The organism is Sphingomonas sp. AC522, assembly GCF_979258125.1.
Window position 1 is genome coordinate 81,124 of the sequence record NZ_OZ409836.1, and the last position, 23,298, is coordinate 104,421.

The following is a 23,298-nucleotide window of genomic DNA, read 5'->3' on the forward strand; positions in this document are numbered from 1 at the left end:
GTCCCGGTGCAGGCGCGTCCGTCACTTCTTCGCCGCGGCCTTTTTGGGAGCAGCCTTTTTGGCCGGCGCCTTCTTCTTCGGGGCTGCCTTCTTCTTGGCCTTGCCCTTCGCCGGACCTGCCGCCGCACGCGCATCGATTAGCTGGGCGGCTTCCTCGAGCGTGAGCTGATCCTTGTCGATCGACTTGGGCAGAGTCGCATTGGTCTCGCCATCGGTGACATATTCGCCGTAGCGGCCCGCCATCAACTTGATCTCGGCCTCGGTGCGCGGATGCTTGCCCAGCACCTTGAGCGGCTCGCGCGCAGCACCGCGGGCGGGACGTCCGCCATTCGCCGCCGCCTCGGCCAGCTTGACCACGGCCGCGTTCATTCCGGTCTCGAACACCTCCATGGTCGAAGTCAGCCGCGCATATTTGCCCGCATGCGCGAGATACGGCCCATAGCGGCCAATCGAGGCAGTGATCGGCTCACCACTCTCGGGATGCGTGCCCACGGTGCGCGGCAGGCTGAGCAGCTTCAGCGCCATCTCCAGGTCCAGCTCGACATCCTTGGGGATCGATGCGCGCTTGGCGTCCTTCTCATCTCCGAGCTGGATGTAGGGTCCGAACCGCCCCGACTTGCGCTCGACCTTGAGACCGGTGTCGGGGTCCTCCCCAAGCACCTGCGGCCCGGTGTCCTCGCTGCCCTCGCCGCCCGGCTGGGCGAAGCGGCGCGTATATTTGCAGTCCGGATAGTTCGAGCACGCCACGAACGCGCCGAAACGCCCGCCGCGCAGCGCCAGCTGGCCCTCGCCGCAATTGGGGCAAAGCCGCGGATCGCTGCCATCGGCATTGGGCGGGAACAGATAGGGCGCGAGGAACTGGTCGAGCGCCGCAGTGATCTCGGACGGCTTCTGCTCCATCACGTCCGCGGTGCGCGGCTTGAAGTCCTTCCAGAACGCTTCGAGCACTGCCTGCCATTCGGCACGCCCGCCCGACACTTCGTCGAGCTCTTCCTCCAGTCCCGCCGTGAAATCGTAATTCACATAACGCTCGAAAAAGCGCTCGAGGAACGCCGTCAACAGCCGCCCGCTCTCCTCGGCGAAAAAGCGGTTCTTCTCGATACGGACATAGGCGCGATCCTTGAGCACCTGGATGATCGAGGCATAGGTCGAGGGACGCCCAATTCCGAGTTCTTCCATCCGCTTCACCAGCGACGCTTCAGAGAAGCGTGGCGGCGGCTGGGTGAAATGCTGCTCGGCATTGACTGCCTTCTTTGCCGGCGTAGCACCTTCGGAAAGCTTGGGCAGGCGGCGCGAATCCTCGTCCGCCTCGTCGTCACGGCCTTCTTCATAGAGCGCGAGATAGCCGGGGAAGAGCACGACCTGCCCAGTGGCGCGCAGCCCATGCTGGCCGGTCGCATCCTCCATCTCGATCGTGGTGCGCTCCATCCGCGCGCTCGCCATCTGGCTCGCCAGCGCGCGCTTGAAGATCAGATCGTAAAGCTTGGCATGATCGCCGCCGCCATAGCTGTCCTTGCCGAAATCGGTCGGCCGGATCGCCTCATGCGCTTCTTGGGCGTTCTTGGCCTTGGCGGTGTAGTGGCGCGGCTTTTCCGGCACGTAATGCCCGTCATAGCGGTTCACGACCGCCTTGCGCGCCTGCTGGATCGCGTCGCCATCCATCTGGACGCCGTCGGTACGCATATAGGTAATCGCGCCATCCTCGTAGAGTCCCTGGGCGATGCGCATCGTGTGACTGGCCGAAAAGCCGAGCTTGCGTGCGGCCTCTTGCTGGAGCGTCGAAGTGGTGAAGGGCGGCGGCGGATTGCGCATCGCCGGCTTGGTCTCGACCGAGACGACACTGAAGCGCCCCTGCTCGACCGCGAGCTTGGCCGCCTCGGCGGTCTTACCGTCGCCGATCGTCAGGCGATCGATCTTGTCGCCCTTATATTTGACCAGACGGCTGACGAACGCGGTGCCGTCCTGCTCCATATCGGCAGTTACCGACCAATATTCCTGGGGCTTGAACCCCTCGATCTCGCGCTCGCGCTCAACGATCAGGCGCAACGCCACCGATTGCACGCGCCCCGCCGACTTCGCTCCCGGAAGCTTGCGCCAAAGCACCGGCGAGAGCGTGAATCCGACCAGATAATCGAGCGCGCGGCGCGCGCGATAAGCATCGATCAGGTCGGTATCTAGCTCGCGAGGATGTGCCATTGCGGTTAAAATCGCCGGCTTGGTAATCGCGTTGAAGGTTACCCGCTCAACCTCGGCAGGCAGCGCCTTCTTCTGGCGCAGCACTTCCTGCACATGCCAGCTGATCGCCTCGCCCTCGCGATCCGGATCGGTGGCGAGGATCAGGCGGTCGGCGGTCTTGGCGAGATCGGTGATCGCCTTGAGCTGCTTGCCCTTGTCGGCATAGGCCTCCCATTCCATCGCGAAGCCCTCGTCCGGGTTCACCGAACCGTCCTTCGCCGGCAGATCGCGGACATGGCCGTAGGAAGCGAGGACGCGATAGTCCTTGCCGAGGTATTTCTCGATGGTCTTCGCCTTTGCGGGCGATTCGACGATGACAAGCTGCATGGGGTTTTCGGTGTTCCTTACGTGTACGCGTAAGGTGGGGGGTGGATTCGGGTGCCGTCAAGCGGGGTAGAAGCGAACGATCGACCAAGCCACGCCGATTGCCATCGGAGCTGCAACTACGGAGCGGATGCGATCGACAGGCCGAAGCGGATCGCGCACCGCGTTGATCACTCCGCTCACGACCAAGGCTCCCGCGACCGAAAGCCAGACAAGCCCGACTGGAAGCGCGAAGAACGGATTGCGGGCGAGGATCGCGAGACAACCGGCGGTCAGCGCCAGCAGGAACAACGCAGCCCATTCGATCGGCAAAATCCTCGGCGGCGTCATGTCAGGCTCACTTTCCCACCTGCATGCCGCTCCAGCCGCCCGCCCAGCTCCAATTCCAGCAGCACGGTCTGCACCACCGCCGGCGCCAAGCCCGACTGGCGGATCAGTTCGTCTACGGGAACAGGGACCGGTCCCAGCAATCCGATGACCGCGCGCCGTTCCCCATCACTCGCATCCTCGGGCGGTGAGCCCTCCCAGCCGGTTGCCGGGGCGCGTACCGCACGCGCGTCGATAGGACGGATCGCCTCCAGAATGTCGTCGACGCTCTGCACGAGCGTCGCGCCTTCGCGGATCAGCAGATTGCACCCCTGCGCGCGCGGATCGAGCGGAGAGCCGGGGACGGCCATCACTTCGCGCCCCGCTTCCGCTGCCAGCCGTGCAGTAATCAGCGAGCCCGAACGCGGCGCCGCCTCTACCACCACCGTGCCGAGCGCCAGCCCAGCGATGATCCGGTTGCGCGAGGGGAAGAAGCGGGCGAGTGGCTCGGTACCCGGCGGCTGCTCGGCCACCAACAGCCCCTCGATCGCCACGCGCTCTTGGAGCTCGCGATTTTCGGGTGGAAAGCCGATATCGATGCCGCTGGCGATCACCCCGACGGTACCGCCTTGGATCGAGCCGATATGCGCCGCAGTGTCGATCCCACGCGCGAGTCCCGAGACGACGGTCGCGCCCGCATCGGCCAAGCCCAGTGCCAGTTGCCGCGCAAAGCGGCACGCGGCGGCGCTGGCATTGCGCGCACCGACCATCGCGATGCAATTCTGCGCGAGCAGGTCCACTCGCCCGCGCACGATCAGCGCTGGCGGCGCGCTTTCGGTCTCGGCCAGCAGACGCGGATAATCCGCTTCTTCGATAAACAGATACCGCGCGCCGAGTTTCTCGACCGTGGCGATCTCGCGCCGCACTGCGCCTGCATCGGCAAGCTTCGGCGCGCGTCCGCCGCCTCGGGCCGCGAGCATCGGCAGAGCCTCGAGCGCCGCCTCGGCGGTACCGAAGCGCGCGATCAACTGCCGATAGGTGACGGGACCGATGTTCGCCGAGCGCAGCAGCCGCAGCCGTGCCTCGCGCGAATCAGCCATCCTGCTTCTTGCCGCCAATGCGCGGCTCGGTGCCGCTCAGCAGCCGATCGATATTGTCGCGATGCTTCCACATCACAATCAGCGCCATCGCGAGCAGCAGCAACACGATATCGATCTGCCCGAAATAAGCCGCGCTGACCGGAGCGCTCGCTGCCGCAGCCATGCCGGCGAGCGAAGAAACCCGCAGCGCGCCGAGCATGCCCAGCCAGATCGCGGCATAGACCAGCCCCGAAGGCCAATGCAGCGCCAGGACGATTCCCATCAGGGTCGCGACGCCCTTGCCGCCCGTGAACTTGAGCCAGACCGGGTAGCAATGGCCGAGAAACGCCGCCATTCCGCCGAGCATGCCGTTGCCGGGGAACAGCCATTCGGCGAGCAAAACCGCCGCCGCGCCCTTGGCCAGATCGAGCAGCAAGGTTGCGGCGGCAAGACCCGTGCGCCCGGTGCGCAACACGTTGGTCGCGCCGATATTGCCCGAGCCGATCTCGCGCAGGTCGCCGGCGCCGGCAGCGCGCGTGAGCAGCACGCCGAACGGAATCGAGCCGAGCAAATAGCCGAGGATGATCGCGGCGGCCGGAGCCACCCAGAGGATTTCGCTTTGCACCCTGCCCCCTTCTTGAATTTGCAGATTAGGCCCTCGCGCAGGGCGGCGCAATGATCTCGATCTAGGGGTGGTTGACCCCCCGCGAACTGCGCGCCAATCGCAGTCTATGCCCCACAGCCGCCCGATCCTGTTCTTCGATTCCGGCGTCGGCGGCCTTTCGGTGCTTGCCCCGACGGCGGCGCTGCTTCCGCAGGCACCCATCGTATACGCCGCCGACTCGGCCGGCTTCCCCTACGGCACCCGCACCGAAGGCGAAATTGCCGCGCGCGTGCCCGCATTGCTCGGGCGGCTGGCCGAGCGCTTCGATCCGCGGCTGATCGTAATCGCCTGCAACACCGCCTCGACAATCGCGCTCCAGCATGTCCGCGCGGCGCTGGACATTCCGATCGTCGGCACCGTGCCCGCGATCAAGCCGGCCGCCGAAGCCAGCACGACGCGCGTCATCGGCGTTCTCGGCACCGAGGCGACCGTCCGCCAACCCTATGTCGACGATCTGAGCGCGCGCTTCGCGGCAGACTGCACGGTATTGCGCCACGGATCGGCCGAACTGGTCGAACTGGCCGAGCGCGCGCTGGGTGGCGCCTCACCCCCTGCCGGCCGCCTTCGCGCAGTGCTCGAAGGACTATTTGCCCAGCAGGGCGGCGAGCGGCTCGACGTGATCGTCAATGCGTGCACGCATTTCCCGCTGCTGGAAAAGGAGCTCGCCGCCGCCGCGCCGCATCCGGTGCGTTTCGTCGATGGCGGCCCCGGCATTGCCCGCCGGGTCGCTTTCCTCACTCAGGGTCAGTCATGGCCGGAGGAAAAGCCGCAGGGCCGCGCGGTATTCACGCGGCTCGATGCAGCGGCAGAGGCGCTCGCGCCAGCATTGGCGCGATACGGCCTAAGCCAGATCGAATTGCTTTAGGCGCGCACTTGCTGGAGCGGCGCCAATTCGCTCAGCCGCGCGGCATAACGCTCGGCCATTTCCTGATGAACGCGCCTGGCGATCGAATCCTGCGTGCGCTCGGCGCTGTCGCGTTCCTGTTTCGCTCGCCTGGCGTAATAGTCCACGTCTCGACTGGTCACAGCGATGCTCCTTTCGCAAGCGGGAGCCTAACGGTCTCTCCACGCAGGCATGCTTGAAACGCGAGTCGCCTGCGATCTGCATTGTATAGCAGGTCTAGGGGCAGCCGTTGTTGATCCGGGTTAGGGGGATGCGACGAAGCGCCCTTATTCCGGGAACTTTCACGCGAAAGCCCGCCCGCCCGTCGCAACTAGGTCGTTTTGTCCTACCTCCAGCGCTGGAAATCGGCGGGATTTGGGTTTAGGGGGCAGAATATCATGCGTGATCTGCCGCCCAGCCCGTCACCCGCTGTCGATTACACGCGGGTATTCTCGTCGGCGATCGACCGGCTGCACGCCGAGGGCCGCTACCGGGTCTTTATCGATGTACTGCGCAACAAGGGCGCCTATCCCAATGCACGCTGCTTTGCCGGGCATAACGGCCCCAAGCCGATCGTCGTGTGGTGCTCGAACGATTATCTGGCGATGGGCCAGCATCCCAAGGTGATCGCGGCAATGGAGGAGGCCCTCCACGACGTCGGCGCCGGCTCCGGCGGCACGCGGAATATCGGCGGCAACACCCATTACCATATCGAGCTTGAACATGAGCTTGCCGATCTTCACGGCAAGGAGGGCGCTTTGCTCTTCACTTCGGGCTATGTCTCGAACGAAGCGACGCTGGCGACGCTCGCCAAGATCCTGCCCGGCTGCATCGTCTATTCGGACGAACTGAACCACGCATCGATGATCGCGGGCATCCGCAACTCGGGATGCGAGAAGCGCGTTTTCCGCCACAACGATTTGGCGCATCTCGAGGAATTGCTCGCAGCAGACGATCCCTCGGCGCCCAAGCTGATCGCGTTCGAGAGCGTTTATTCGATGGACGCCGATGTCGCCCCGATCGCCGAGATCTGCGACCTCGCCGACAAGTATAATGCCCTGACCTATTGCGACGAAGTCCATGCCGTCGGCATGTATGGCCCGCGCGGCGGCGGGATCACCGAGCGCGATGCGGTCGCCGATCGGATCACCATCCTCGAAGGCACGCTCGGCAAGGCGTTCGGCGTGATGGGCGGCTATATCGCGGCCGATCAGATGATCATCGACGTGATCCGCAGCTATGCGCCGGGCTTCATCTTCACGACCAGCCTATCCCCCGTGCTGGTCGCGGGCGCACTGGCGAGCGTCAAGCATCTCAAGGCCTCGTGCACCGAGCGCGACGGCCAGCAGGAAGCCGCAGCCAAGCTCAAAACGCTGATGGCGGAGGCTGGGCTGCCGGTGTTGCCTTCGACCACGCATATCGTCCCGCTGATGGTCGGCGATCCGGTCAAGGCCAAGAAGATCAGCGACGTGCTGCTCGCCGAATATGGCGTCTACGTCCAGCCGATCAATTACCCGACCGTGCCGCGCGGCACCGAGCGGCTGCGCTTCACTCCCGGCCCTACGCACGACGAAGCGATGATGCGCGAGCTCGTCGATGCATTGGTCGAGATCTGGGGCCGGCTGGAATTGCGGCGCGCTGCCTGATCAGCGTGACGGCCGCGGCTCGCGATCCTTGTTGCGCTTGTCGGCGACGTAGCTCAGGCCATTCTCGGTCTTGTAGATGTCGAACAGGCCGACCGCTTCGAACAGCGCCGGGAAGTTCTTGACGCCGTAATTGCGCGGATCGATCGAGGCCTGGCGCTTGGCGGCGCTGCCTGCTGCCGACATCGTCGCCCAGCCATCGTCCCACACCGATGCTTCGACTGCGCCGCGCAGGATCGTCACCAGGGTGGCGTCCTGCGCCAGCGATTTCTTCGCTTCGACAGCCGCGGCCGCCGGTGGCGCCGATGCCTTGGTCTGACCGGTCGTGCGCGAAGGTGCAGGAGCCGGGGCGGTCGGCTCTCCCCCCAGCGTATCGAGATACAAAAAGGTCGTGCAGGCATTGCGGAACGGCGCGGGCGTCTTGCGTTCGCCAAAGCCATAGACTTCATGGCCATTGGCCTTGAGCTGCATCACCAGCGGCGTGAAATCGGCGTCGCTGGAGGCGATGCAGAACGCATCGAGCTTCTGCGTGTAGAGCAATTCCATCGCATCGATGACGAGCGCGATATCGGTCGCGTTCTTGCCCGCCGAATAGCTGAACTGCTGGATCGGGCGGATCGCGAAATCGTGGAGCTTTTCCTTCCAGCCCTTCAGGCTGTTGCTGCCCCAATCGCCATAAGCCCGGCGAATATTGGCGGTGCCATATTTGGCAAGCTCGGCCAGCATCGGCGCGATCTTGGTGTGCGAGATATTATCGGCGTCGATCAGCAGCGCAATCCGGCGATCGGGCGCGCGCCCCTTGGGTTGATCGGTCTGCATGACGTTCCTCGGTAGAAGGCAGGATTTCACCTGCCCTCTACCCCCAACACCGCTTATTGCGAAGCATCGCCTCGTACCGCCGGCGCCGGCATGAAGCGCGGGTTGCGCAGCAAGGCCGCCGAGACCAAAGAAACCAGCACGCCGACGGGCAGCATCTCGACCATGCTGATCGGGATGCGGATCAGCGGGCTTGCATAGCTGCCCGTGAAAAACGCACGCATCTCGGCGACTTCCTGCGGGGTGCTTCCGCCTTCCTGCGACATGGCGATCATCCGCTCGGCAAAAGCGTCTAGCCCGATCATCGACAGCGACACTTCCCAAAACAGCGCATAGACCAGCCCCGCGATCAGGCTGATCGCGATGCCCAATCCGAAGGCGGGCCAGAAGCGGATCACCCCGCCCTGGTCCACGTCGCGGCGGCGCTTGATCGCGAGGAAGATGGTGGTGAGGCCGATCAGCATCGTCAGATAGCCGATCGTCATCCCGACATTCATCGAGACCTCGATGCTGCCCGCGCACATCAGGCAGCCCCAGATGCCCGCGAAGGCGCCGGCGATCAGGCCCGGAATCAAAATGGTCTTCATGTTTGTGTCCCCCTTGGATCAGGTTGCGCCGCGATCAGGCGCGCCGCAAGCGAGCCGGGCAATCGCCCGAACGGGTGATTTTCGCGGAATGCGCCCACCATTTGTCACCCCGGGCTTGTTCCGGGGTCCATTGTGCAACTTGGCACGACGCTAGAGCCGCGCGCTGATCGCGCGTGGATACGTGGATCCCGCAACAAGTCCGGGATGACAGTTAGCCGATGATCCCCAATTCCCGCGCCCGCGCCACGGCATCAGTACGCCGCTCGGCGCCGAGCTTCTCGAACAGCCGCGCAGCATGCGTCTTCACCGTGTTGGGCGATACCCCCAGCGCTTCGGCAATTTCCCGGTTCGAGCGGCCGGCCGCGATCTGCTCGAGCACGGCGAGTTCGCGAGGGCTGATGCCCAAAGCGGCGAGCGCCTGCGGGTTGCCCGCGAATGCCACGCGCCGCGGCGCCGCCAGCCGGATTCCGGCGACGACGCCCAGCACCAGGAACGCGCCCGCAATCAGGAAGATGTAGATGTCGTCCCAATGGCTGCGGGCGAGCCTTTGATAATCGAGCCATTGCAACGCGAGCGTTCCCGCCCCCAGCAACACTCCATACAGGCCCGCCCGCTTCCACATCGCCGCACAGCCTAAGCAGGGCAACATCGACAGGCCAGTCTTACTCCTTGGCGATGCCGCCCGCCGCCGGCCAGTCGCTGTCTCCGACGCGCTTGAGAATCATCTTAAAGAATTGCCGCACGGGCTGACCGGGGACCACATAGTCGCCGACTTCGGTCCACACGCCGTTCGCAAGCGTTGCGGTATAGCGGATCGTCATGTTGCCCGTGGCGATTTCCCAGACATAGCCGGTGTCGGTCACGGTCATCGGAAACTTGCCGCCGCGACCCAGCGCCCAGCTGGTCAGCCAATAGGATTTGGACTGCGCATCGTAGGAGACGACGCCGAGCGCATTGAAGCCCACTGTCCCGTCGGCATTATAGCCCTTGCCTTCCATCATCGTCAGCGTGCCATCGAGGAAGCTGCCGATCCGCTCGGTCTGGGCAACGTCGCGCGGACCTTGCGGGAATTGCGTGACGGCGGGGCCGCGCCATACGCCGTGCATCCAGTCGAGTTTCGTCATCGCCTGCTTCTGCGCCGCGATCGCGGCCATGTCGGTCCCCTGCGCCTGTGCGCCCGGAATGAGCAGAACTGCGCCCAGAGCGGCCAGCCCGCACATCATCCATTTCAACATCATGCAATCTCCAATTGTCGTTGCGTCCGGCGCGTGGCAGCCTTGCCTCCATGTCCGCCGTCCGGTCCGCCCTGTTTCGTGCCACGTCCTCGGCGAACAAGCGCGGTTTCGCGAAAGCCGCGCGTGGCTTCGTGAAACGCGTTCGCGGCCTCGCCAATCTGCCCGGCTTCCCGATGCTGTGGATCGCCTGCGCCGCCGCGGCTGCATTGATGACCGTCACGGGCGGCTTCGGCACCGGCGCGATGCCCGCGGGACAGCGCATGCTGTTCTGGGCGCTCCTGATGAGCTGGAGCGCGCTCAAATGGCAATTGTGGTTCTGGCGACTGGTTCGACAGCCCAGCGACTGGCTTCGCGCCGCGGCGATCGGGAGCGTGATCCTGTCGCTACCGATCCCGCTCGAAGTGCATCTGAGCGCCCGCGCCGTCGGGCTGGGCGCGGACATGCCCGATGCGTTCGGCACCTGGGGCCGCGCGCTCGCGATCGGCGGCGTCGTGCTGATCACCGTCCTGCTCGTCACGCGCGCCAGCGGCTATCGCCCGCGCTGGACCATACCGGTACCCCAGGCGAACGGCCTGCTTCAGCGCGCGCGAGTCGATGCCGCGTCGCTCCTCGCGATCGAAGCCGAAGACCATTATTGCCGCGTCCACCGCCGCGGCGGGCCGAGCGTGCTGATCCATTATCGCTTCGGCGACGCTATCGAGGAAGTCGCGGGAGTCGAAGGCACGCAGGTTCATCGCGGCGCCTGGGTCGCGGCCGAGGCCGTCGAAGGCGCAGCACGCGACGGGCGGCGCTGGGAACTGGTGCTTGCCGATGGCCAGCGCGTGCCGGTCAGCGCGACCTATCTGCCGCAGGCGCGCGCCCGCGGCTGGCTGGATTCGAGGAGAAGCTGATGCCCCAGCAGACCGTCAGCGTGAGCACATATAGTCGGGGAGGGCTTCGGCTTCATTCAGCCCGATGACGGCGGGGAGCATTGCTGGTCCACTTCCGCGGGCTCGTCGGCAATCACGATGGCATGGGCACCCTGAACAAGGGCGAAGCGGTGCACTTCGATGTCGTCCAGGGTGCCAAAGGCCTGCAAGCGATAAACGTGTCGCGAATTGAAACCCTAGCGCGTGGCGTTCTCGATCGAATTGCCTACGCCCTCGGCGCGATTGCCCACGTCTTCCGCAGCATTGCCCAGATAGTCGCCGGTGCGATCGAGCCCGTTCTCGATCGAATCTCCAGCATCTGAAGCCACGTTCTCGATCGAATCGCCTGCACGGTCGAGCGAGTTGCTGAGGTTGTTCTGCGAACTGTCGGTGCAGGCGGCGAGCCCGAGTCCAAGCGCGGCAACCAGAATGATCTTCTTCACGTGTATTTCTCCTTCGAATGATTTCAGTCGCGGCAATAGCCTTCGCCGTCCTTGACGGTCAGGCAGTCCTTCTTGCCGGCAAGATATTTGAGGCCCGTGGCGTCGCCGTTCGATGCGTGGAGCAATTGCTTGCCGTCGGGCCGAGTGAAGGCGATGCCTTCTTCAGTTCCGGTGCCGTCATAGCTGCCCTTTGAATCGAGGGTATATTGCATCTCCAGCCGGTAATGATCGGGCAGCGCGCCCTTGTTGATGACGAGATAGGTTCCTTCCACGCCGGTCCAGCGGCCGACCCAAGCATCATGCCCTGCAGCGGCTTCGGCGACTGCGTTGCCCGTGTCTCTGGCCAGATTGCCGCTTGCCGCGGCCATATCGCCCCCGGCATTGACGAGCGCATCGCCGGTCACTTCGGCGGTGTTGCCGATCTGATCGGCGGCATTCTCGGCGGTGCTGCATGCGGCAGCCGCCAGCGCGAGGGGAAGGGCGAGGATGAGGCTTCGCATTTAACGCTCCAAAGCTGTCGTCACGGCTAGCCAGCAAAGACCCGAAGTCGTAGAGGCGCTGGCCATGCCGCGCCGCATCGCCATCGCTTCGGATCATGCCGCCTTCGCAATGAAGGCAGAACTCGCCAATTGGTTGCATGAAGCGGGGCACGAAGTGGTGGATCTGGGGACGAACGGGCCCGAAAGCGTCGATTACCCCGATTACGGCTTTGCACTGGGCAAGGCCATCGAAGATGGTCGGGCCGACATTGGCGTGGCGCTGTGCGGATCCGGGATCGGCATTTCGATCGCAGTCAACCGCATCGCCGCGGCGCGCTGTGCGCTCGTCTCCGAGCCGCTCTCCGCCAGCCTCGCCCGCCAGCACAACGACGCCAACGTCATAGCGTTAGGCGCCCGCCTGATCGGCACCGAGATGGCCAAGGCCTGCGTCACTGCATTCCTCGACACCGAATTCCTCGGCGAACGCCATCAGCGCCGCGTCGACAAACTCACCAAGGGAGCCTGATCCATGAGCACCAACCCGCAAATGGCAGGGCTCCAGCCCGATGGCTTCTTCACCAAGAGCCTCGCCGAAGTCGATCCCGCGGTGTTCGCTGGGGTGCGCCATGAACTGGAGCGCGAACAGCATCAAATCGAGCTGATCGCCAGCGAGAATATCGTCTCCAAAGCAGTGCTCGAAGCCCAGGGTTCGGTCTTCACCAACAAATATGCCGAGGGTTATCCGGGCAAGCGTTATTACCAGGGCTGCCACCCTTCGGACGAAGTCGAGCAGTTGGCGATCGACCGCGGCAAGCAGCTGTTCAATTGCGGCTTCGCCAACGTTCAGCCGCACTCAGGGGCGCAGGCCAATGGCGCGGTGATGCTGGCGCTGACCAAGCCGGGCGACACGATCATGGGCCTCAGCCTCGATGCCGGCGGCCACCTGACGCATGGCGCGAAGGCGGCGATGAGCGGCAAATGGTTCAACGCCGTGCAATATGGCGTCGATCCGGTCAGCCATCTGATCGATTTCGACGAAGTCCGCGCCAAGGCACTCGAGCATCGCCCCAAGCTGATCATCACCGGCGGCTCGGCCTATCCGCGGATCATCGATTTCGCCAAGTTCCGCGCCATCGCCGATGAAGTGGGCGCGATCTTCATGGTCGATATGGCGCATTTCGCCGGGCTCGTCGCAGGCGGCGCGCACCCCACGCCGTTCGGCCACGCCCATGTCGTCACCACCACTACCCACAAGACCCTGCGCGGCCCGCGCGGCGGCATGGTGATGACCGACGACGAAGCCATCGCGAAGAAAATCAATTCGGCGGTCTTCCCCGGCCTTCAGGGCGGCCCGCTGATGCACGTCATCGCCGCCAAGGCAGTCGCCTTCGGCGAAGCGCTCCAGCCCGATTACAAGCGCTACATCGCCGCGGTGGTGGAGAACGCCAAGGTGCTCGCCGCCACTCTCAAGGAGCGCGGGGCGGCAGTCGTCTCGGGTGGAACTGACACGCACCTTGCGCTGATCGACCTCACTCCGCTGGGCGTCACCGGCAAGGATGCCGATGAAGCGCTCGAGCGCGCCGCGATCACCTGCAACAAGAACGGCATCCCCAACGATCCGCTGCCTCCGGTCAAGACCAGCGGCATCCGCGTCGGCTCGCCGGCGGGCACCACCCGCGGCTTCGGCGCCGGTGAATTCCGCGAGATCGGCAACATGGTCGCCGATGTGCTCGAAGGCTTGCGCAAGAATGGCGAGCAGGGCGACGCGCAGATCGAGGCCAATGTCCGCGAGCGCGTCCGCGCGCTGTGCGAGCGCTTCCCGATCTATCCGGACGCCTGATGCGCTGCCCGTTCTGCAGCAACGAAGACTCGCAGGTTAAGGACAGCCGCCCCACTGAAGACGGCGCTGCGATCCGCCGCCGCCGCCAGTGCGAGGCATGCGCCGCGCGCTTCACCACCTTCGAGCGCATCCAGCTGCGCGAGCTGACCGTCCTCAAGTCCGAAGACAAGCGCGAGCCGTTCGAACGCGACAAGCTCGTTCGCTCGGTCTCGATAGCCGTGCGCAAGCGCCCCGTCACCGCCGCCCAGATCGAGCGCCTGGTCTCGGGCATCCAGCGCCAGCTCGAGACGCTCGGCGACAGCGAGATTCCGTCGCAGAAGATCGGCGAGCTGGTGATGGATGGGCTCAAGGGCCTCGATCCCGTCGCCTATATCCGCTTCGCCAGCGTCTATAAGGACTTCCGCGAAGCCAAGGATTTCGAGGAATTCGCAGGCAATGTGAGCGACGCGGGCAAGCCGTGAGCGCGCCCCAGCCAGCCATCGTCCTGGTCCGCCCCCAGCTTGGCGAGAATATCGGCAAGGCTGCGCGGGCGATGCTCAATTTCGGGCTGACCGATCTGCGCCTCGTCGCCCCGCGCGATGGGTGGCCGAACCCCTCCGCCGGCCCCGCCGCCAGCGGCGCCGATATCGTCCTCGAACGCGCCCAGGTCTTTGAGACCGTTGCCGATGCCGTTGCCGATTGCGTCCATGTCTACGCCACTACCGTGCGCAAGCGCGGGATCACCAAGCCGGTGGTTACGCCCGAGGTGGCAGCACGCGACATCCACGCCGAGCAGGGCCTTTCAGCGATCCTGTTCGGCCGCGAGCGCTCGGGCCTGGATATCGAGGAAGTCGCGCTCGCCCGCACCATCGTCACCGTCCCGATCAATCCCGAGTTCGGCTCGCTCAATCTGGCGCAGGCGGTGATTCTCGTCGCGTACGAATGGTCGAAGGGCCAGGCGCTCGTCAGCCCGCCCGCCGTCGATCTCGATCCGCCGGCGCCGCAGGAAGAATTCGAAGGCATGTATGCCCAGCTCGATGCGATGCTGGAGGAGTCCGGCTTCTTCTATCCCCCCGCCCGCGTCCCGACCACCAAGCAGACCTTGCGCAACCTGCTCACCAAGCCGGGCTGGTCGAGCCCGGAGGTTCGGACCCTGCGCGGCGTGCTTTCGGCACTGGCGGGCAAGAAGCTTCGCCGCCGCGACTGACACTTTCGTCGCATGGCTTTCGTCGCATGGCTTTCGCATCTGCGATAATCTGCTATATAGCCCATATACGCCAATCGGTTACCTGGAGCTTCCCTCACATGCGTTTTGTACCCTTTATCGCCCTGTTGGCGCTCGCTTCGCCTGCTTATGCCCAGGATACCGGCGCTCAGCCGAAGAAGGCGGATAAGAAGATCTGCCGCGCTCTGGGCCAGACCGGCTCGATCCTCGGCGGCAAGCGCGAGTGCCATACCAAGGCCGAGTGGGAAGCCCTGTCCGAGCGTGCGAGTCGTGAGCGCGACAATCGCGACATGGACAATCGCGCGAACGCCTCGACCGATCCGACCTTCCGCCCGCGGAACAACTAAGGGGCACGCGCCGGCGCGAACTCGCCCGGCGCCCCTTGCCCAATCTTGACATGCAGGGGGCGTGCGTCTAGGCGCGCGCCTTCGCAATGGCCCCGCACTCCGGTGAAGCGGTGGCCCTGCCCTCCTTTGAGAGACCAGCAGGCGGATACCGGAATCAACCCCGCGCCTTTTCGGAAGCGCGGATTACGTCGTTAGCAATTGCAAGGAATATCAGATGTCGAAGCGCCATAGCGCCAAGCACAAGCTCGATCGCCGCATGGGCGAGAATATCTGGGGTCGCCCAAAGAGCCCGGTCAACAAGCGCGAATACGGCCCCGGCCAGCACGGCCAGCGCCGCAAGGGCAAGATGTCGGACTTCGGCATCCAGCTGCGCGCCAAGCAGAAGCTCAAGGGCTATTACGGCGACATCACCGAGAAGCAGTTCAAGCGCACCTATGAAGATGCGTCGCGCATGAAGGGCGATACCGGCCAGAATCTGATCGGCCTGCTCGAGCAGCGCCTCGACATGATCGTGTACCGCGCCAAGTTCGCACCGACCGTGTGGGCGGCTCGCCAGCTGGTCAATCACGGCCATGTCCGCGTCGGCGGCGAGAAGTGCAACATCGGCTCGCGCCGCATCAAGCCGGGCGAGGAAGTCTCGCTTTCGGGCAAGGCGCAGGAAATGGCATTGGTCATGGAAGCACAGAGCCTCGCCGAGCGCGACATCCCCGATTACGTCGCTCCCGATGGCGCCTCGAAGATCACCTTCACCCGCGTGCCGACCCTCGACGAGGTTCCGTATCCGGTGAAGATGGAGCCGAACCTGGTCGTGGAATTCTATTCGCGCTAATCGACCGGTTCAGGCGACAGAAAAAAGGGCGGTCCCTCGCGGGGCCGCCCTTTTTCGTCGTATTGGCAATCGCCTTTGACTCGCTCCCCTCGTCACCCCGGACTTGTTCCGGGGTCCAGCAGGCCGCTTGGTCGGATCCTTGAGCCTCTTCCTCCCTACATGCCGATGGTTGGATCCCGGAACAAATCCGGGATGACGGCCGCCGCCGCAACCCTCAAGGCTTCGCCGGAAGCCCCAGCGCCGCGCGCAGGAACCCATCGCTCTTGTCGAGCATCGTCGCGCGCGCCTTGTCGTCGTCGAGCTGGTGGTCGAGCCCGGCGAACTCGACATATTCCACCTTCCCGCCCGCAGCCTTCAGCCGCGATTCCATCAGCCGCGATTCGGCGACGCCGACGTTCAAATCCTTGTCGCCATGGAACAGCAGCACCGGCGCCTTGATCCCGCCGGCGTTTTGCGCGGGCGAGCCTTCCTTGACGTGCGGCCCCTTGCCGATGAACTCGTCAACCTGCCTGAAATTGGTGTAGCCGCGCGATTCGTTGCGCAGCTCCTCCAGATCGGTGACCGGTGCGATCGCGACGATCGCCTTGAACAGGTTCGGATCGAGCGCGGGCGATTGCAGCGCCGCATAGCCGCCATAGGACCAGCCGACGATGGCGAGCTTGCCCGGCGCCGCAATCCCCTGCGAGACCAGCCAGCGCCCGCCATCGTTGACGTCGCCCACTGCGGTCCGCCACGATTGGAAGCCGTTCTTCTTGAACCAGGCATCGCCATAGCCCGCCGATCCGCGGAAATTGGGCTGGAGCACAGCGAACCCGCGCGCCGCATAGAATTGCGACAGCCAATCGAAACCCCATTCATCGCGCGCGCCCGGCCCGCCATGCGGCATCACGATCGCTGGCAGGCCCTTGCCGTCGCTTCCCGCCGGAAGCGTCAAATAGCCTGGGATCATCGTGCCATCGGCAGCGGGAAAGCTTACCGGCTTGACGCTGGCCAGCGCAGTCTTGGCAAGCTGGGGCCGGACGGGGCTGATCTCGACCATCTTCTTGGTCTTGCGATCGAGGAAGTAATAATTGCCCGCATCCTTGTCGCCGCCGGCGAACAGCAGCAATTTGCTCTCGTCAGCACTGGCATCGACGAAGCTCACGATCGGCTGCCCGGGCAGCGCCTTGGAGAGCGACACCGCCAGTGCCTGAAGCGACGGATCGAAGAACACCGAGCGGCGCTTGTCGGTCGCATAAGAAAGCCCGACCACGCGCCGCTGGCGCCCGAAGCGGATAAGGTCGTCAACATCGACTGCGCCATGCTCGAACACCATTTCGCGCTTGAGGCTTCCGTCGAGCGAGACCCGGAACATCGCCGCGCGGCCATTCTGGTTATCATAGCCATAGACGGCGTTCAGATCGTGATCGACGGCAAGCGGCACGAACCCGACCGTACCCTGCGGCGTCACCTGAATCTGACTGAGCGGAATCCAGTCGCGGCTGCCGGTCTTTCGATACTGGTAGGTGCGCCGGTTGAGATTGTTGCCGTCGCCCCCAGTCGCCTGGATGCCCATCACGCGGACATTGCCGTGCCCGTCGCTCAGATAGTCGAAGGTGCTGCCCTTTGCCGATTCGACCGTCGAGCGCTTGAGGCTGACGGTATCGACGCGCTCGACGCCCAGCCCGCTGGTCTGGCGCGAGACCAGACGCCCGGTGCTGCCCTCGGCAATGAAATAGCGCTCCATCAACACCACGCTGTCGGCATCGTCGGCGAGCCAATCGATGATCGCGCCGCCATACAGACTCGCGCCAAGCTCGCTCGATCCCGCACGCGCGGTGAGCTGCTTCAGATCCGAACCGTCGGCATTGACTGCGATCATCCGCGAATAGCCGGTCAACAGCGCACCGCTGAATTCGACCATGAACACCGAGCAGACCAGCCGGGTAGAAGTCGACCAGCGGCAATAGGAAAGCCGGTCGGGCTTGCCGCTCGAAGTCAGGATCGCCTTGGGCTCGCCGCTGCCATCGAGCGGCGCAACCAGCACCGCGGCGCCTCCCCCCGCCACCGGCGAGATCATTGCGATCTTGCTGCCGTCGGGCGAGATGCTTGCTTGGATCACGCCCTCGCGTGCGCCGAATTTTACCGCATCCGCGCTCTGGGCCTGCGCCATGGCGGGCACGCAGAGCGTCGCCAGCAACGCGGCGGTCAGGTTCCTAATCATCGAAAGCCCCCCAAAATCGAATAGATTGCAGGAGCCTAGCGGGTTTCGTTACCGGATCAATCGCGCTTCGCGCCCGATCCGGCCGCAAGCTTCGCGACTGCGAAATCGATGAATGTCGGCCAATTATCGCGATTATTATGCCCGCCCTGGTGCTGGCGGAAGCCGATCGTGCCGGCAGTTACCGGCGTCAGCACTTGCGGGAACTCGACCGCGCTCAGCCCGGGCTTGCCGAGCAGGTCCCAGGCATGGCTGGCCGCCGCTGCGGCCAGGAAACTGCCCTTGGGATCTACCCAGCCATCTCCTGTCTCGACCGTTCCCGCGCCGATGAAGATCGGGCGCGGCGCCGCCAGCGCGATCAGCAGATGCGCATCAACCGGCAAATCGAATTCGGTCAGGCCCCCGCAATATTTGAGGAAATTGCCCGCGAACCAGTGATATTCGCCGCCCGCGCACAAATTGCCCATCCGCTCCCCGAAATTGCGTCGGTAAAGCGCCGCGCCCCCCGCCCCCGACGAGCCGATGAACCCGATCGCAAAGCGCTGGTCATATGCCATGGTGACGAGCGCCGCTTTGCCATAGCGCGACAGCCCCTCGATCCCGATGCGCTTGGCATCCACGGTGGGATCGCTGGCCAGTGCATCAAATGCGCGGCTCGCCCCCCATGCCCAGGCGCGCAGCACGCCCCAATCTTCGGGACTTCGCTTTGCGCCGGCGAGCGAGATGCCGACCACGCCGTCGCTCAGTTGCCCGCCATTATCCGCCTGGATCGAATTGGCGACCACCACCGCATAGCCCCAGCCGCGCGCCAGCAATTGCTCGGTATAAGGCGGCCCCGGATCGGCCGGGCGCGGCGGCCCGGGAAAGCGGAAGCCCTCTGGGAAACCGAATGACAGCATCAGCGGCACCTGCGTCTTGCCGCGCGGCAAAGTCATCCGCAGCGAGATCGTCGCCGCTGCCTGGGGCCAGGCCTTGTTATCGGCCATTCCCTCCAGCCATTTCTTGACCACCGGCACGCCGCCCTCGACTGCGTCCTCCTGCCGCACCACCCGCCAGGATATCTTCGGCGCAGTTGCCGGCACGCGGCCATAGATTTCACGATCGAACAGCCCGACGATTTCGGGCCGGCGCTCGCCCCACCACATTTCCGGGCTGTCGACCCGGTCGCCATTGACCATGGTCAGCACACCGTGGAGCACAGGCTCTCCCGCCTTCGCCTCGTCGTAATTGGCGGCGTTGGACGCGTTCTTGTTGAAGCCGTCCGCGCCCGCACGCACCGATTTGATCCCGAGCCGATCAAGCATCGCCTGGCGATCGGCATTGGCCGCGGTATAATCCTGCTGCTGCGCTGATGCCGGCAGCGCGGCGCACAGCAAGAGCATCAGTTCAGTCGCAAACCGCATCGCCCTCTCCCGCATGTTATCGCTACCAGGCTGCATCACGTTGCGGACGTGCGCAAGACTGCCAATGTCCGGGGATCATATCGGGAGCCGCACGCGGCAAACCACGAGGGGTGTCTGGAGCACCAAGGTTTGTTAGAGACCTCCACATGACCACCGTCCCTCCGCCCCCCAAGCCCGAATGGGCGCCGCACGATGCCGTCTGGATCGGCTTCCCCAGCCATCCCGAGCTGTGGCTCGAGGATATCGAGCCCGCGCGCGCCGAAGTCGCGATATTCGCCCGCGCCGTGCACGCCGAGGGGCGCGGCGAGAAGGTGATCCTGGTCTGCGCCGACGACGAGGCCGCGGCCGCGGCGAAGAAGCTGGTCGGGCATGACGCCCGCATCGTGGTCGAGCCGTTCGGCGACATCTGGCTGCGCGATACCGGGCCGATCATCGGCGGCGACCGCACTGCGCACGATTTCGGCTTCAATGGCTGGGGCGGCAAATACGATCTCGAAGGCGATGACGATATCGGCCACCGCCTCGCCCGCCGGCAGCATTTCCATGTCGAGGATCATGACTGGATCCTCGAAGGCGGCGCGATCGACGGCGACGGCACCGGACTGGTCGTCACCACCGAGCAATGCCTGCTCAACCGCAACCGCAATCCCGGCCTCTCCAAGGCCGATGTCGAAGCCTTGCTGAAGTCGGATCTCGGTTACACCGACGTGCTGTGGCTCGGCGACGGGCTGCTCAACGATCACACCGACGGGCATGTCGACAATCTCGCGCGTTTCGTCGGCGAAAACCGCCTGTTGATCCCACAGGCGACCGACAATGATCCGAACTGGCGCGTCTATCAGGATGCCAGGATGCGCGCCTCCGCCCATGGCGTCGAAGTCGTGCCCTTCCCCTCGCCCGGCCGCGTGCTGGGACCCGAGGAAGACATCATCCCCGCCAGCTATATGAACTTCTATATCGGCAATGCCGCGATCGTCGTCCCGCTATACGGGCAGGACAATGACGATGCCGCGGTGGATGCGCTCGGCCAGCTCTTCCCCGGCCGCCAGATCGTCGGACAGCGCGCCGATCATATCCTGACTGGCGGCGGCAGCTTCCACTGCATCAGCCAGCAGATCCCGTCAGAGTAAGCGGAACGCCGCGTACATCATCAGCAGTATGCACAGCACGGCCAGGCTGAGCCGCTCGTGCCTGGTGAAGATCAGGAGCAGCCCGAGACTGGTATAGGCCACGGGGATCGCCACGCTCTGCCAATCGGTGAAGATGTTACCGAACAGCAGCACCCGCGCGGTCATCACCATCAGGTTGGCGACGATCACCCCCGCCATCACCTGCCCCTTATGGCGCAGGAAATAAGCATCGAGATCGGGCCACTCCTCAAGCTCGACCGGGAACACCAACGAGGCCGAGAGATAATAGATCGCGGCGATGCCGGTGCCGTATAGCAGTGCCTCGAAGCTTGGCGGGATCGCTTCGCGCATGTCCCAGGCGTTGGACCAGAAGGTCACCAGATCGACCATCAGCAGCACGCCTAGCAACGGCGTCAGCCAGCCGAGCCGCATCTTGTGCCGCGCGCGCAGCACCCGCGCGAAGCCCCCCATCACTTCGGCGACGGAGAGGCCCAGCAACAAGCCGAACAGCGAAAAGGCGAATTCGAAGCTTGTCATCGCCGCCGATTAAGCCGGGGGGTGCGAAACAATGCAATCGGCATTACATGGCGGCGCATGACCGAGATCACCGTCGGAGCGCTCCAGCTCGCCTTTACCGCCGATATCGACGCAAACATCGCGGCGATTACTGAGATGGTCCGCGAGGCTGCGAGCCGCGGCGCACAGGTCGTGCTTCCGCCTGAGCTGTTCGAAGGCGAGTATTTCTGCCGGGTCGAGGATGAGGGTCTGTTCTCGAACGCCAAGCCGGTCGGCCAGCACAAGGCCGTGCTGGCGATGCAGAAGCTCGCCGCAGAGCTCCAGATCCACATCCCCACCAGCTTCTTCGAGGCAGACGGACCGCATCACTATAACAGCCTCGCGATGATCGGCCCGGACGGCAAGGTCGCCGGCGTTTATCGCAAGAGCCACATCCCCGATGGCCCGGGATATGAAGAGAAATTCTATTTCCGCCCCGGCAATACCGGCTTCAAGGTCTGGGACGGCCCCGCCGCCACAACCCTTGGCGTCGGCGTCTGCTGGGATCAATGGTACCCGGAAACCGCCCGCGCGATGATGCTGATGGGCGCCGAAATCCTGTTTTACCCCACGGCGATCGGCAGCGAGCCGCATGACGACAGCCTCGACACTGCACGCCTGTGGCGCCGCGCGATGGTCGGCCATGCGGTAAGCAACGTGGTCCCCGTCGTCGCCGCCAACCGCATCGGCACCGAGCACGACCAGACCTTTTACGGCACCAGCTTCATCACCGACGAGCGCGGCGACATTCTCGCCGAACTCGGCCGCGAGGAAACCGGCGTGATCACCGCCAAGCTCGACCTCGACCGCGTCAAGCGCCACCGCGCTGCTTTCGGCTTCTTCCGCGACCGCCGCCCCGAACTCTACGGGCGGCTGGTCCAGGATATCTAGCCAGCGTCTTGTACCGGAAGAAACCGCGCCAGCCGGACTTCAAGCAGGCGGATCAAGTTGGGGTCCATGAATGCATAGTCGTCGGGAATATCGAGGCAGATGAGACGCGCATGCTTCATCGCCCCCCGAAAGCGCTTCTGCATCTTGGCGCGGTGCACGCGTTCCATGATGAAAATCAGCTCGGCCCACTCCACGAGCTCGGCGGTAAGCGGGTTTTCCGCGTCATGGTTCGTCCCTGCCGACGTCACCTCCAGATCGCGGCGCGACGCGAAGACCTGTTCCGCAGTCGGGCTGCGCAGCTTGTTCTGGCTGCAGACGAACAGTATTTTCTTCATGGCCCCTGCATCTCCGGCGCGCGCGGGACCGCCGCATCGAGCCATACGGGCCGAGGATATCTGATTCTCAGCGCTGGCGTCGCCGGTATTCGCGCACCTTGACCGGCGTCTCGCAGCCGCCCTCCAGCCGAAGCACAGTGAAATAGGCCTCCGCCTCGGGCAGTTCGTTGAGCTTTTGCAGCCGATTGGGCGCAGGCCGGTCTAGTTGCGACATAGTCGGCTGGCTCTTGCAGGTTTTGGCGGGGGCCGGCGGATCGCGCTCGCCGGCCAGGGCTGTGGCGGGAAGGAGCATCAGGGCAAAAGCGAGCACGCGCATCACACTCTCCTATTCTGCGCCATCGATACCAGAACCCAGCGCCGCGCGAAACTCCAGCGCGCGGGCGAACACCGCTTCGAACATCTCCGCCGTCAGCCGGTTGGTGTTCTGGTTGTAGCGCGAGCAGTGATAGCTATCGATCAGCATGCGCCCGTCGGGCATGCGATGCTCGTTGAGGTGCCCGAAATTGCATTTGGGGAGCCGCCCGCCCATCGCCTTCACGGCGGACTGGTGCGCGATCTGGCCGAGCGCCACCGTCACCGGCGCGCGCAATTGCGGGGCGAGGAATTGCCGGCACGTCCGGATCTCCTCCGGCACCGGCTTGTTGCCCGGCGGCAGGCAGCGCACGGCATTGAGGATCAGCACGCCCTTGGGCTCGCCCCCCTCCGCCAGCCCGAACTTCTCAAGCGTCGCAAACAGCAAATCGCCCGATGCATCCCCGGTAAAGGCCCGCCCCGTCCGATTGGCGCCCTTCATCCCCGGCGCAAGCCCGACGATCGCCAGCCAAGCCTGCGGCTCGCCTAGCGCAGGCACCGGCGCGTTCCACCAATCGGGCTGGGCAATGCGCAACTCCTCGCGCACCGCCACCAGGCGCGGGCAGAGCGGGCAATCGCGGGGCGGCTCCGGGCTTGGCGTGTCCATCCGC

The 23,298-nt window shown here is 64.8% G+C and carries 28 protein-coding genes and 1 pseudogene; 12 read left to right on the forward strand and 17 right to left on the reverse strand.

Features of this window, described 5'->3' with window-relative positions:
* Window positions 1-21 precede the first annotated feature (21 nt).
* From topA to plsY, 4 genes are read right to left on the reverse strand one after another with little or no spacing between them, the layout of a single operon-like run.
* Window positions 22-2,562 carry a type I DNA topoisomerase gene (gene topA / locus ACZZZM_RS00460; protein WP_463593146.1) on the reverse strand — a complete coding sequence of 847 codons (2,541 nt, stop codon included), beginning with the start codon at window positions 2,560-2,562 and terminating at the stop codon, window positions 22-24.
* A 57-nt stretch (window positions 2,563-2,619) separates the two neighbouring features.
* Complete coding sequence (locus ACZZZM_RS00465; protein WP_463593147.1) at window positions 2,620-2,889, reverse strand: hypothetical protein; 270 nt, start codon at window positions 2,887-2,889, stop codon at window positions 2,620-2,622.
* Window positions 2,886-3,965: a DNA-processing protein DprA gene (gene dprA, locus ACZZZM_RS00470; protein ID WP_463593148.1), complete on the reverse strand. Its 1,080-nt coding sequence runs from the start codon at window positions 3,963-3,965 to the stop codon at window positions 2,886-2,888. Before dprA ends, ACZZZM_RS00465 begins: the two co-directional genes overlap by 4 nt.
* Entirely contained in the window at window positions 3,958-4,569 is a 612-nt protein-coding gene (gene plsY, locus ACZZZM_RS00475) for a glycerol-3-phosphate 1-O-acyltransferase PlsY (RefSeq protein WP_463593149.1), read from the reverse strand. Before plsY ends, dprA begins: the two co-directional genes overlap by 8 nt.
* Before the next feature lie 106 nt (window positions 4,570-4,675).
* Between plsY and murI the strand changes: the two genes are divergently transcribed.
* Entirely contained in the window at window positions 4,676-5,473 is a 798-nt protein-coding gene (gene murI / locus ACZZZM_RS00480; RefSeq protein WP_463593150.1) for a glutamate racemase, read from the forward strand.
* Here the strand turns inward: murI and ACZZZM_RS00485 are convergent.
* On the reverse strand, window positions 5,470-5,634 hold the full coding sequence (locus ACZZZM_RS00485; protein ID WP_463593151.1) for a hypothetical protein: 165 nt from the start codon (window positions 5,632-5,634) through the stop codon (window positions 5,470-5,472). The two genes, murI and ACZZZM_RS00485, sit on opposite strands and share 4 nt — an antisense overlap.
* Window positions 5,635-5,889: 255 nt before the next feature.
* Between ACZZZM_RS00485 and hemA the strand changes: the two genes are divergently transcribed.
* A complete protein-coding gene (hemA, locus tag ACZZZM_RS00490; protein ID WP_463593152.1) occupies window positions 5,890-7,137 on the forward strand; it encodes a 5-aminolevulinate synthase in 1,248 nt (415 codons plus the stop codon).
* Here hemA and ACZZZM_RS00495 read toward each other — a convergent pair whose 3' ends face one another.
* From ACZZZM_RS00495 to ACZZZM_RS00510, 4 genes are all read right to left on the reverse strand, one after another.
* The gene (locus ACZZZM_RS00495) at window positions 7,138-7,953 is read right to left on the reverse strand and encodes an NYN domain-containing protein (RefSeq protein WP_463593153.1); all 816 of its coding nucleotides are present in this window, start codon (window positions 7,951-7,953) and stop codon (window positions 7,138-7,140) included.
* A 53-nt stretch (window positions 7,954-8,006) separates the two neighbouring features.
* Window positions 8,007-8,537 (reverse strand): DUF4199 domain-containing protein, encoded by a 531-nt coding sequence (locus tag ACZZZM_RS00500; RefSeq protein WP_463593154.1) that lies wholly within the window; start codon window positions 8,535-8,537, stop codon window positions 8,007-8,009.
* Window positions 8,538-8,748: 211 nt separating this feature from the next.
* Entirely contained in the window at window positions 8,749-9,159 is a 411-nt protein-coding gene (locus ACZZZM_RS00505) for a response regulator transcription factor (RefSeq protein WP_463593155.1), read from the reverse strand.
* 40 nt (window positions 9,160-9,199) lie between these two features.
* On the reverse strand, window positions 9,200-9,775 hold the full coding sequence (locus ACZZZM_RS00510) for a DUF1579 domain-containing protein (protein WP_463593156.1): 576 nt from the start codon (window positions 9,773-9,775) through the stop codon (window positions 9,200-9,202).
* A 47-nt stretch (window positions 9,776-9,822) separates the two neighbouring features.
* On the opposite strand from ACZZZM_RS00510, the gene ACZZZM_RS00515 reads away from it, so the two are divergent.
* The gene (locus ACZZZM_RS00515; protein ID WP_463593157.1) at window positions 9,823-10,662 is read left to right on the forward strand and encodes a LytTR family DNA-binding domain-containing protein; all 840 of its coding nucleotides are present in this window, start codon (window positions 9,823-9,825) and stop codon (window positions 10,660-10,662) included.
* An 80-nt stretch (window positions 10,663-10,742) separates the two neighbouring features.
* Window positions 10,743-10,856 (forward strand): annotated as a pseudogene (locus ACZZZM_RS00520) (cold-shock protein); the annotation flags it as partial.
* Between the two features lie 21 nt (window positions 10,857-10,877).
* Here ACZZZM_RS00520 and ACZZZM_RS00525 read toward each other — a convergent pair.
* Window positions 10,878-11,123 carry a hypothetical protein gene (locus ACZZZM_RS00525; RefSeq protein ID WP_463596478.1) on the reverse strand — a complete coding sequence of 82 codons (246 nt, stop codon included), beginning with the start codon at window positions 11,121-11,123 and terminating at the stop codon, window positions 10,878-10,880.
* Between the two features lie 23 nt (window positions 11,124-11,146).
* Window positions 11,147-11,623 carry a hypothetical protein gene (locus tag ACZZZM_RS00530; protein ID WP_463593158.1) on the reverse strand — a complete coding sequence of 159 codons (477 nt, stop codon included), beginning with the start codon at window positions 11,621-11,623 and terminating at the stop codon, window positions 11,147-11,149.
* Between the two features lie 64 nt (window positions 11,624-11,687).
* On the opposite strand from ACZZZM_RS00530, the gene rpiB reads away from it, so the two are divergent.
* From rpiB to rpsD, 6 genes are all read left to right on the forward strand, one after another.
* Window positions 11,688-12,128, forward strand: a complete 441-nt coding sequence (gene rpiB / locus ACZZZM_RS00535; protein WP_463593159.1) for a ribose 5-phosphate isomerase B — start codon at window positions 11,688-11,690, stop codon at window positions 12,126-12,128.
* Between the two features lie 3 nt (window positions 12,129-12,131).
* Entirely contained in the window at window positions 12,132-13,442 is a 1,311-nt protein-coding gene (gene glyA / locus ACZZZM_RS00540) for a serine hydroxymethyltransferase (RefSeq protein ID WP_463593160.1), read from the forward strand.
* Entirely contained in the window at window positions 13,442-13,903 is a 462-nt protein-coding gene (gene nrdR, locus ACZZZM_RS00545) for a transcriptional regulator NrdR (RefSeq protein ID WP_463593161.1), read from the forward strand. Before glyA ends, nrdR begins: the two co-directional genes overlap by 1 nt.
* A complete protein-coding gene (locus tag ACZZZM_RS00550; protein WP_463593162.1) occupies window positions 13,900-14,628 on the forward strand; it encodes an RNA methyltransferase in 729 nt (242 codons plus the stop codon). The genes nrdR and ACZZZM_RS00550 overlap by 4 nt, the downstream gene beginning before the upstream one ends.
* A gap of 98 nt (window positions 14,629-14,726) precedes the next feature.
* Window positions 14,727-14,993, forward strand: coding sequence for a hypothetical protein (locus ACZZZM_RS00555; protein ID WP_463593163.1), 267 nt, complete (start codon window positions 14,727-14,729; stop codon window positions 14,991-14,993).
* Window positions 14,994-15,207: 214 nt separating this feature from the next.
* Complete coding sequence (rpsD, locus tag ACZZZM_RS00560; protein ID WP_463593164.1) at window positions 15,208-15,822, forward strand: 30S ribosomal protein S4; 615 nt, start codon at window positions 15,208-15,210, stop codon at window positions 15,820-15,822.
* Between the two features lie 214 nt (window positions 15,823-16,036).
* Here the strand turns inward: rpsD and ACZZZM_RS00565 are convergent, their stop codons facing one another.
* Both ACZZZM_RS00565 and ACZZZM_RS00570 read right to left on the reverse strand, forming a co-directional pair.
* The gene (locus ACZZZM_RS00565; protein ID WP_463593165.1) at window positions 16,037-18,025 is read right to left on the reverse strand and encodes a S9 family peptidase; all 1,989 of its coding nucleotides are present in this window, start codon (window positions 18,023-18,025) and stop codon (window positions 16,037-16,039) included.
* Window positions 18,026-18,081: 56 nt separating this feature from the next.
* Window positions 18,082-19,425, reverse strand: coding sequence for a glucuronyl esterase domain-containing protein (locus tag ACZZZM_RS00570; RefSeq protein WP_463593166.1), 1,344 nt, complete (start codon window positions 19,423-19,425; stop codon window positions 18,082-18,084).
* A 146-nt stretch (window positions 19,426-19,571) separates the two neighbouring features.
* Between ACZZZM_RS00570 and ACZZZM_RS00575 the strand changes: the two genes are divergently transcribed.
* Entirely contained in the window at window positions 19,572-20,555 is a 984-nt protein-coding gene (locus ACZZZM_RS00575) for an agmatine deiminase family protein (RefSeq protein ID WP_463593167.1), read from the forward strand.
* Here ACZZZM_RS00575 and ACZZZM_RS00580 read toward each other — a convergent pair.
* On the reverse strand, window positions 20,547-21,092 hold the full coding sequence (locus ACZZZM_RS00580; protein ID WP_463593168.1) for a hypothetical protein: 546 nt from the start codon (window positions 21,090-21,092) through the stop codon (window positions 20,547-20,549). The two genes, ACZZZM_RS00575 and ACZZZM_RS00580, sit on opposite strands and share 9 nt — an antisense overlap.
* A 57-nt stretch (window positions 21,093-21,149) precedes the next feature.
* On the opposite strand from ACZZZM_RS00580, the gene aguB reads away from it, so the two are divergent.
* Entirely contained in the window at window positions 21,150-22,001 is an 852-nt protein-coding gene (gene aguB / locus ACZZZM_RS00585) for an N-carbamoylputrescine amidase (protein ID WP_463593169.1), read from the forward strand.
* Here the strand turns inward: aguB and ACZZZM_RS00590 are convergent.
* The 3 genes from ACZZZM_RS00590 to ACZZZM_RS00600 all read right to left on the reverse strand — a co-directional run bounded on the left by ACZZZM_RS00590 (window position 21,998) and on the right by ACZZZM_RS00600 (window position 23,294).
* Window positions 21,998-22,336: a low molecular weight protein tyrosine phosphatase family protein gene (locus ACZZZM_RS00590; RefSeq protein WP_463593170.1), complete on the reverse strand. Its 339-nt coding sequence runs from the start codon at window positions 22,334-22,336 to the stop codon at window positions 21,998-22,000. The two genes, aguB and ACZZZM_RS00590, sit on opposite strands and share 4 nt — an antisense overlap.
* A 67-nt stretch (window positions 22,337-22,403) precedes the next feature.
* The gene (locus ACZZZM_RS00595) at window positions 22,404-22,652 is read right to left on the reverse strand and encodes a hypothetical protein (RefSeq protein WP_463593171.1); all 249 of its coding nucleotides are present in this window, start codon (window positions 22,650-22,652) and stop codon (window positions 22,404-22,406) included.
* Window positions 22,653-22,661: 9 nt separating this feature from the next.
* Window positions 22,662-23,294: a uracil-DNA glycosylase gene (locus ACZZZM_RS00600; RefSeq protein WP_463593172.1), complete on the reverse strand. Its 633-nt coding sequence runs from the start codon at window positions 23,292-23,294 to the stop codon at window positions 22,662-22,664.
* Window positions 23,295-23,298 lie beyond the last annotated feature (4 nt).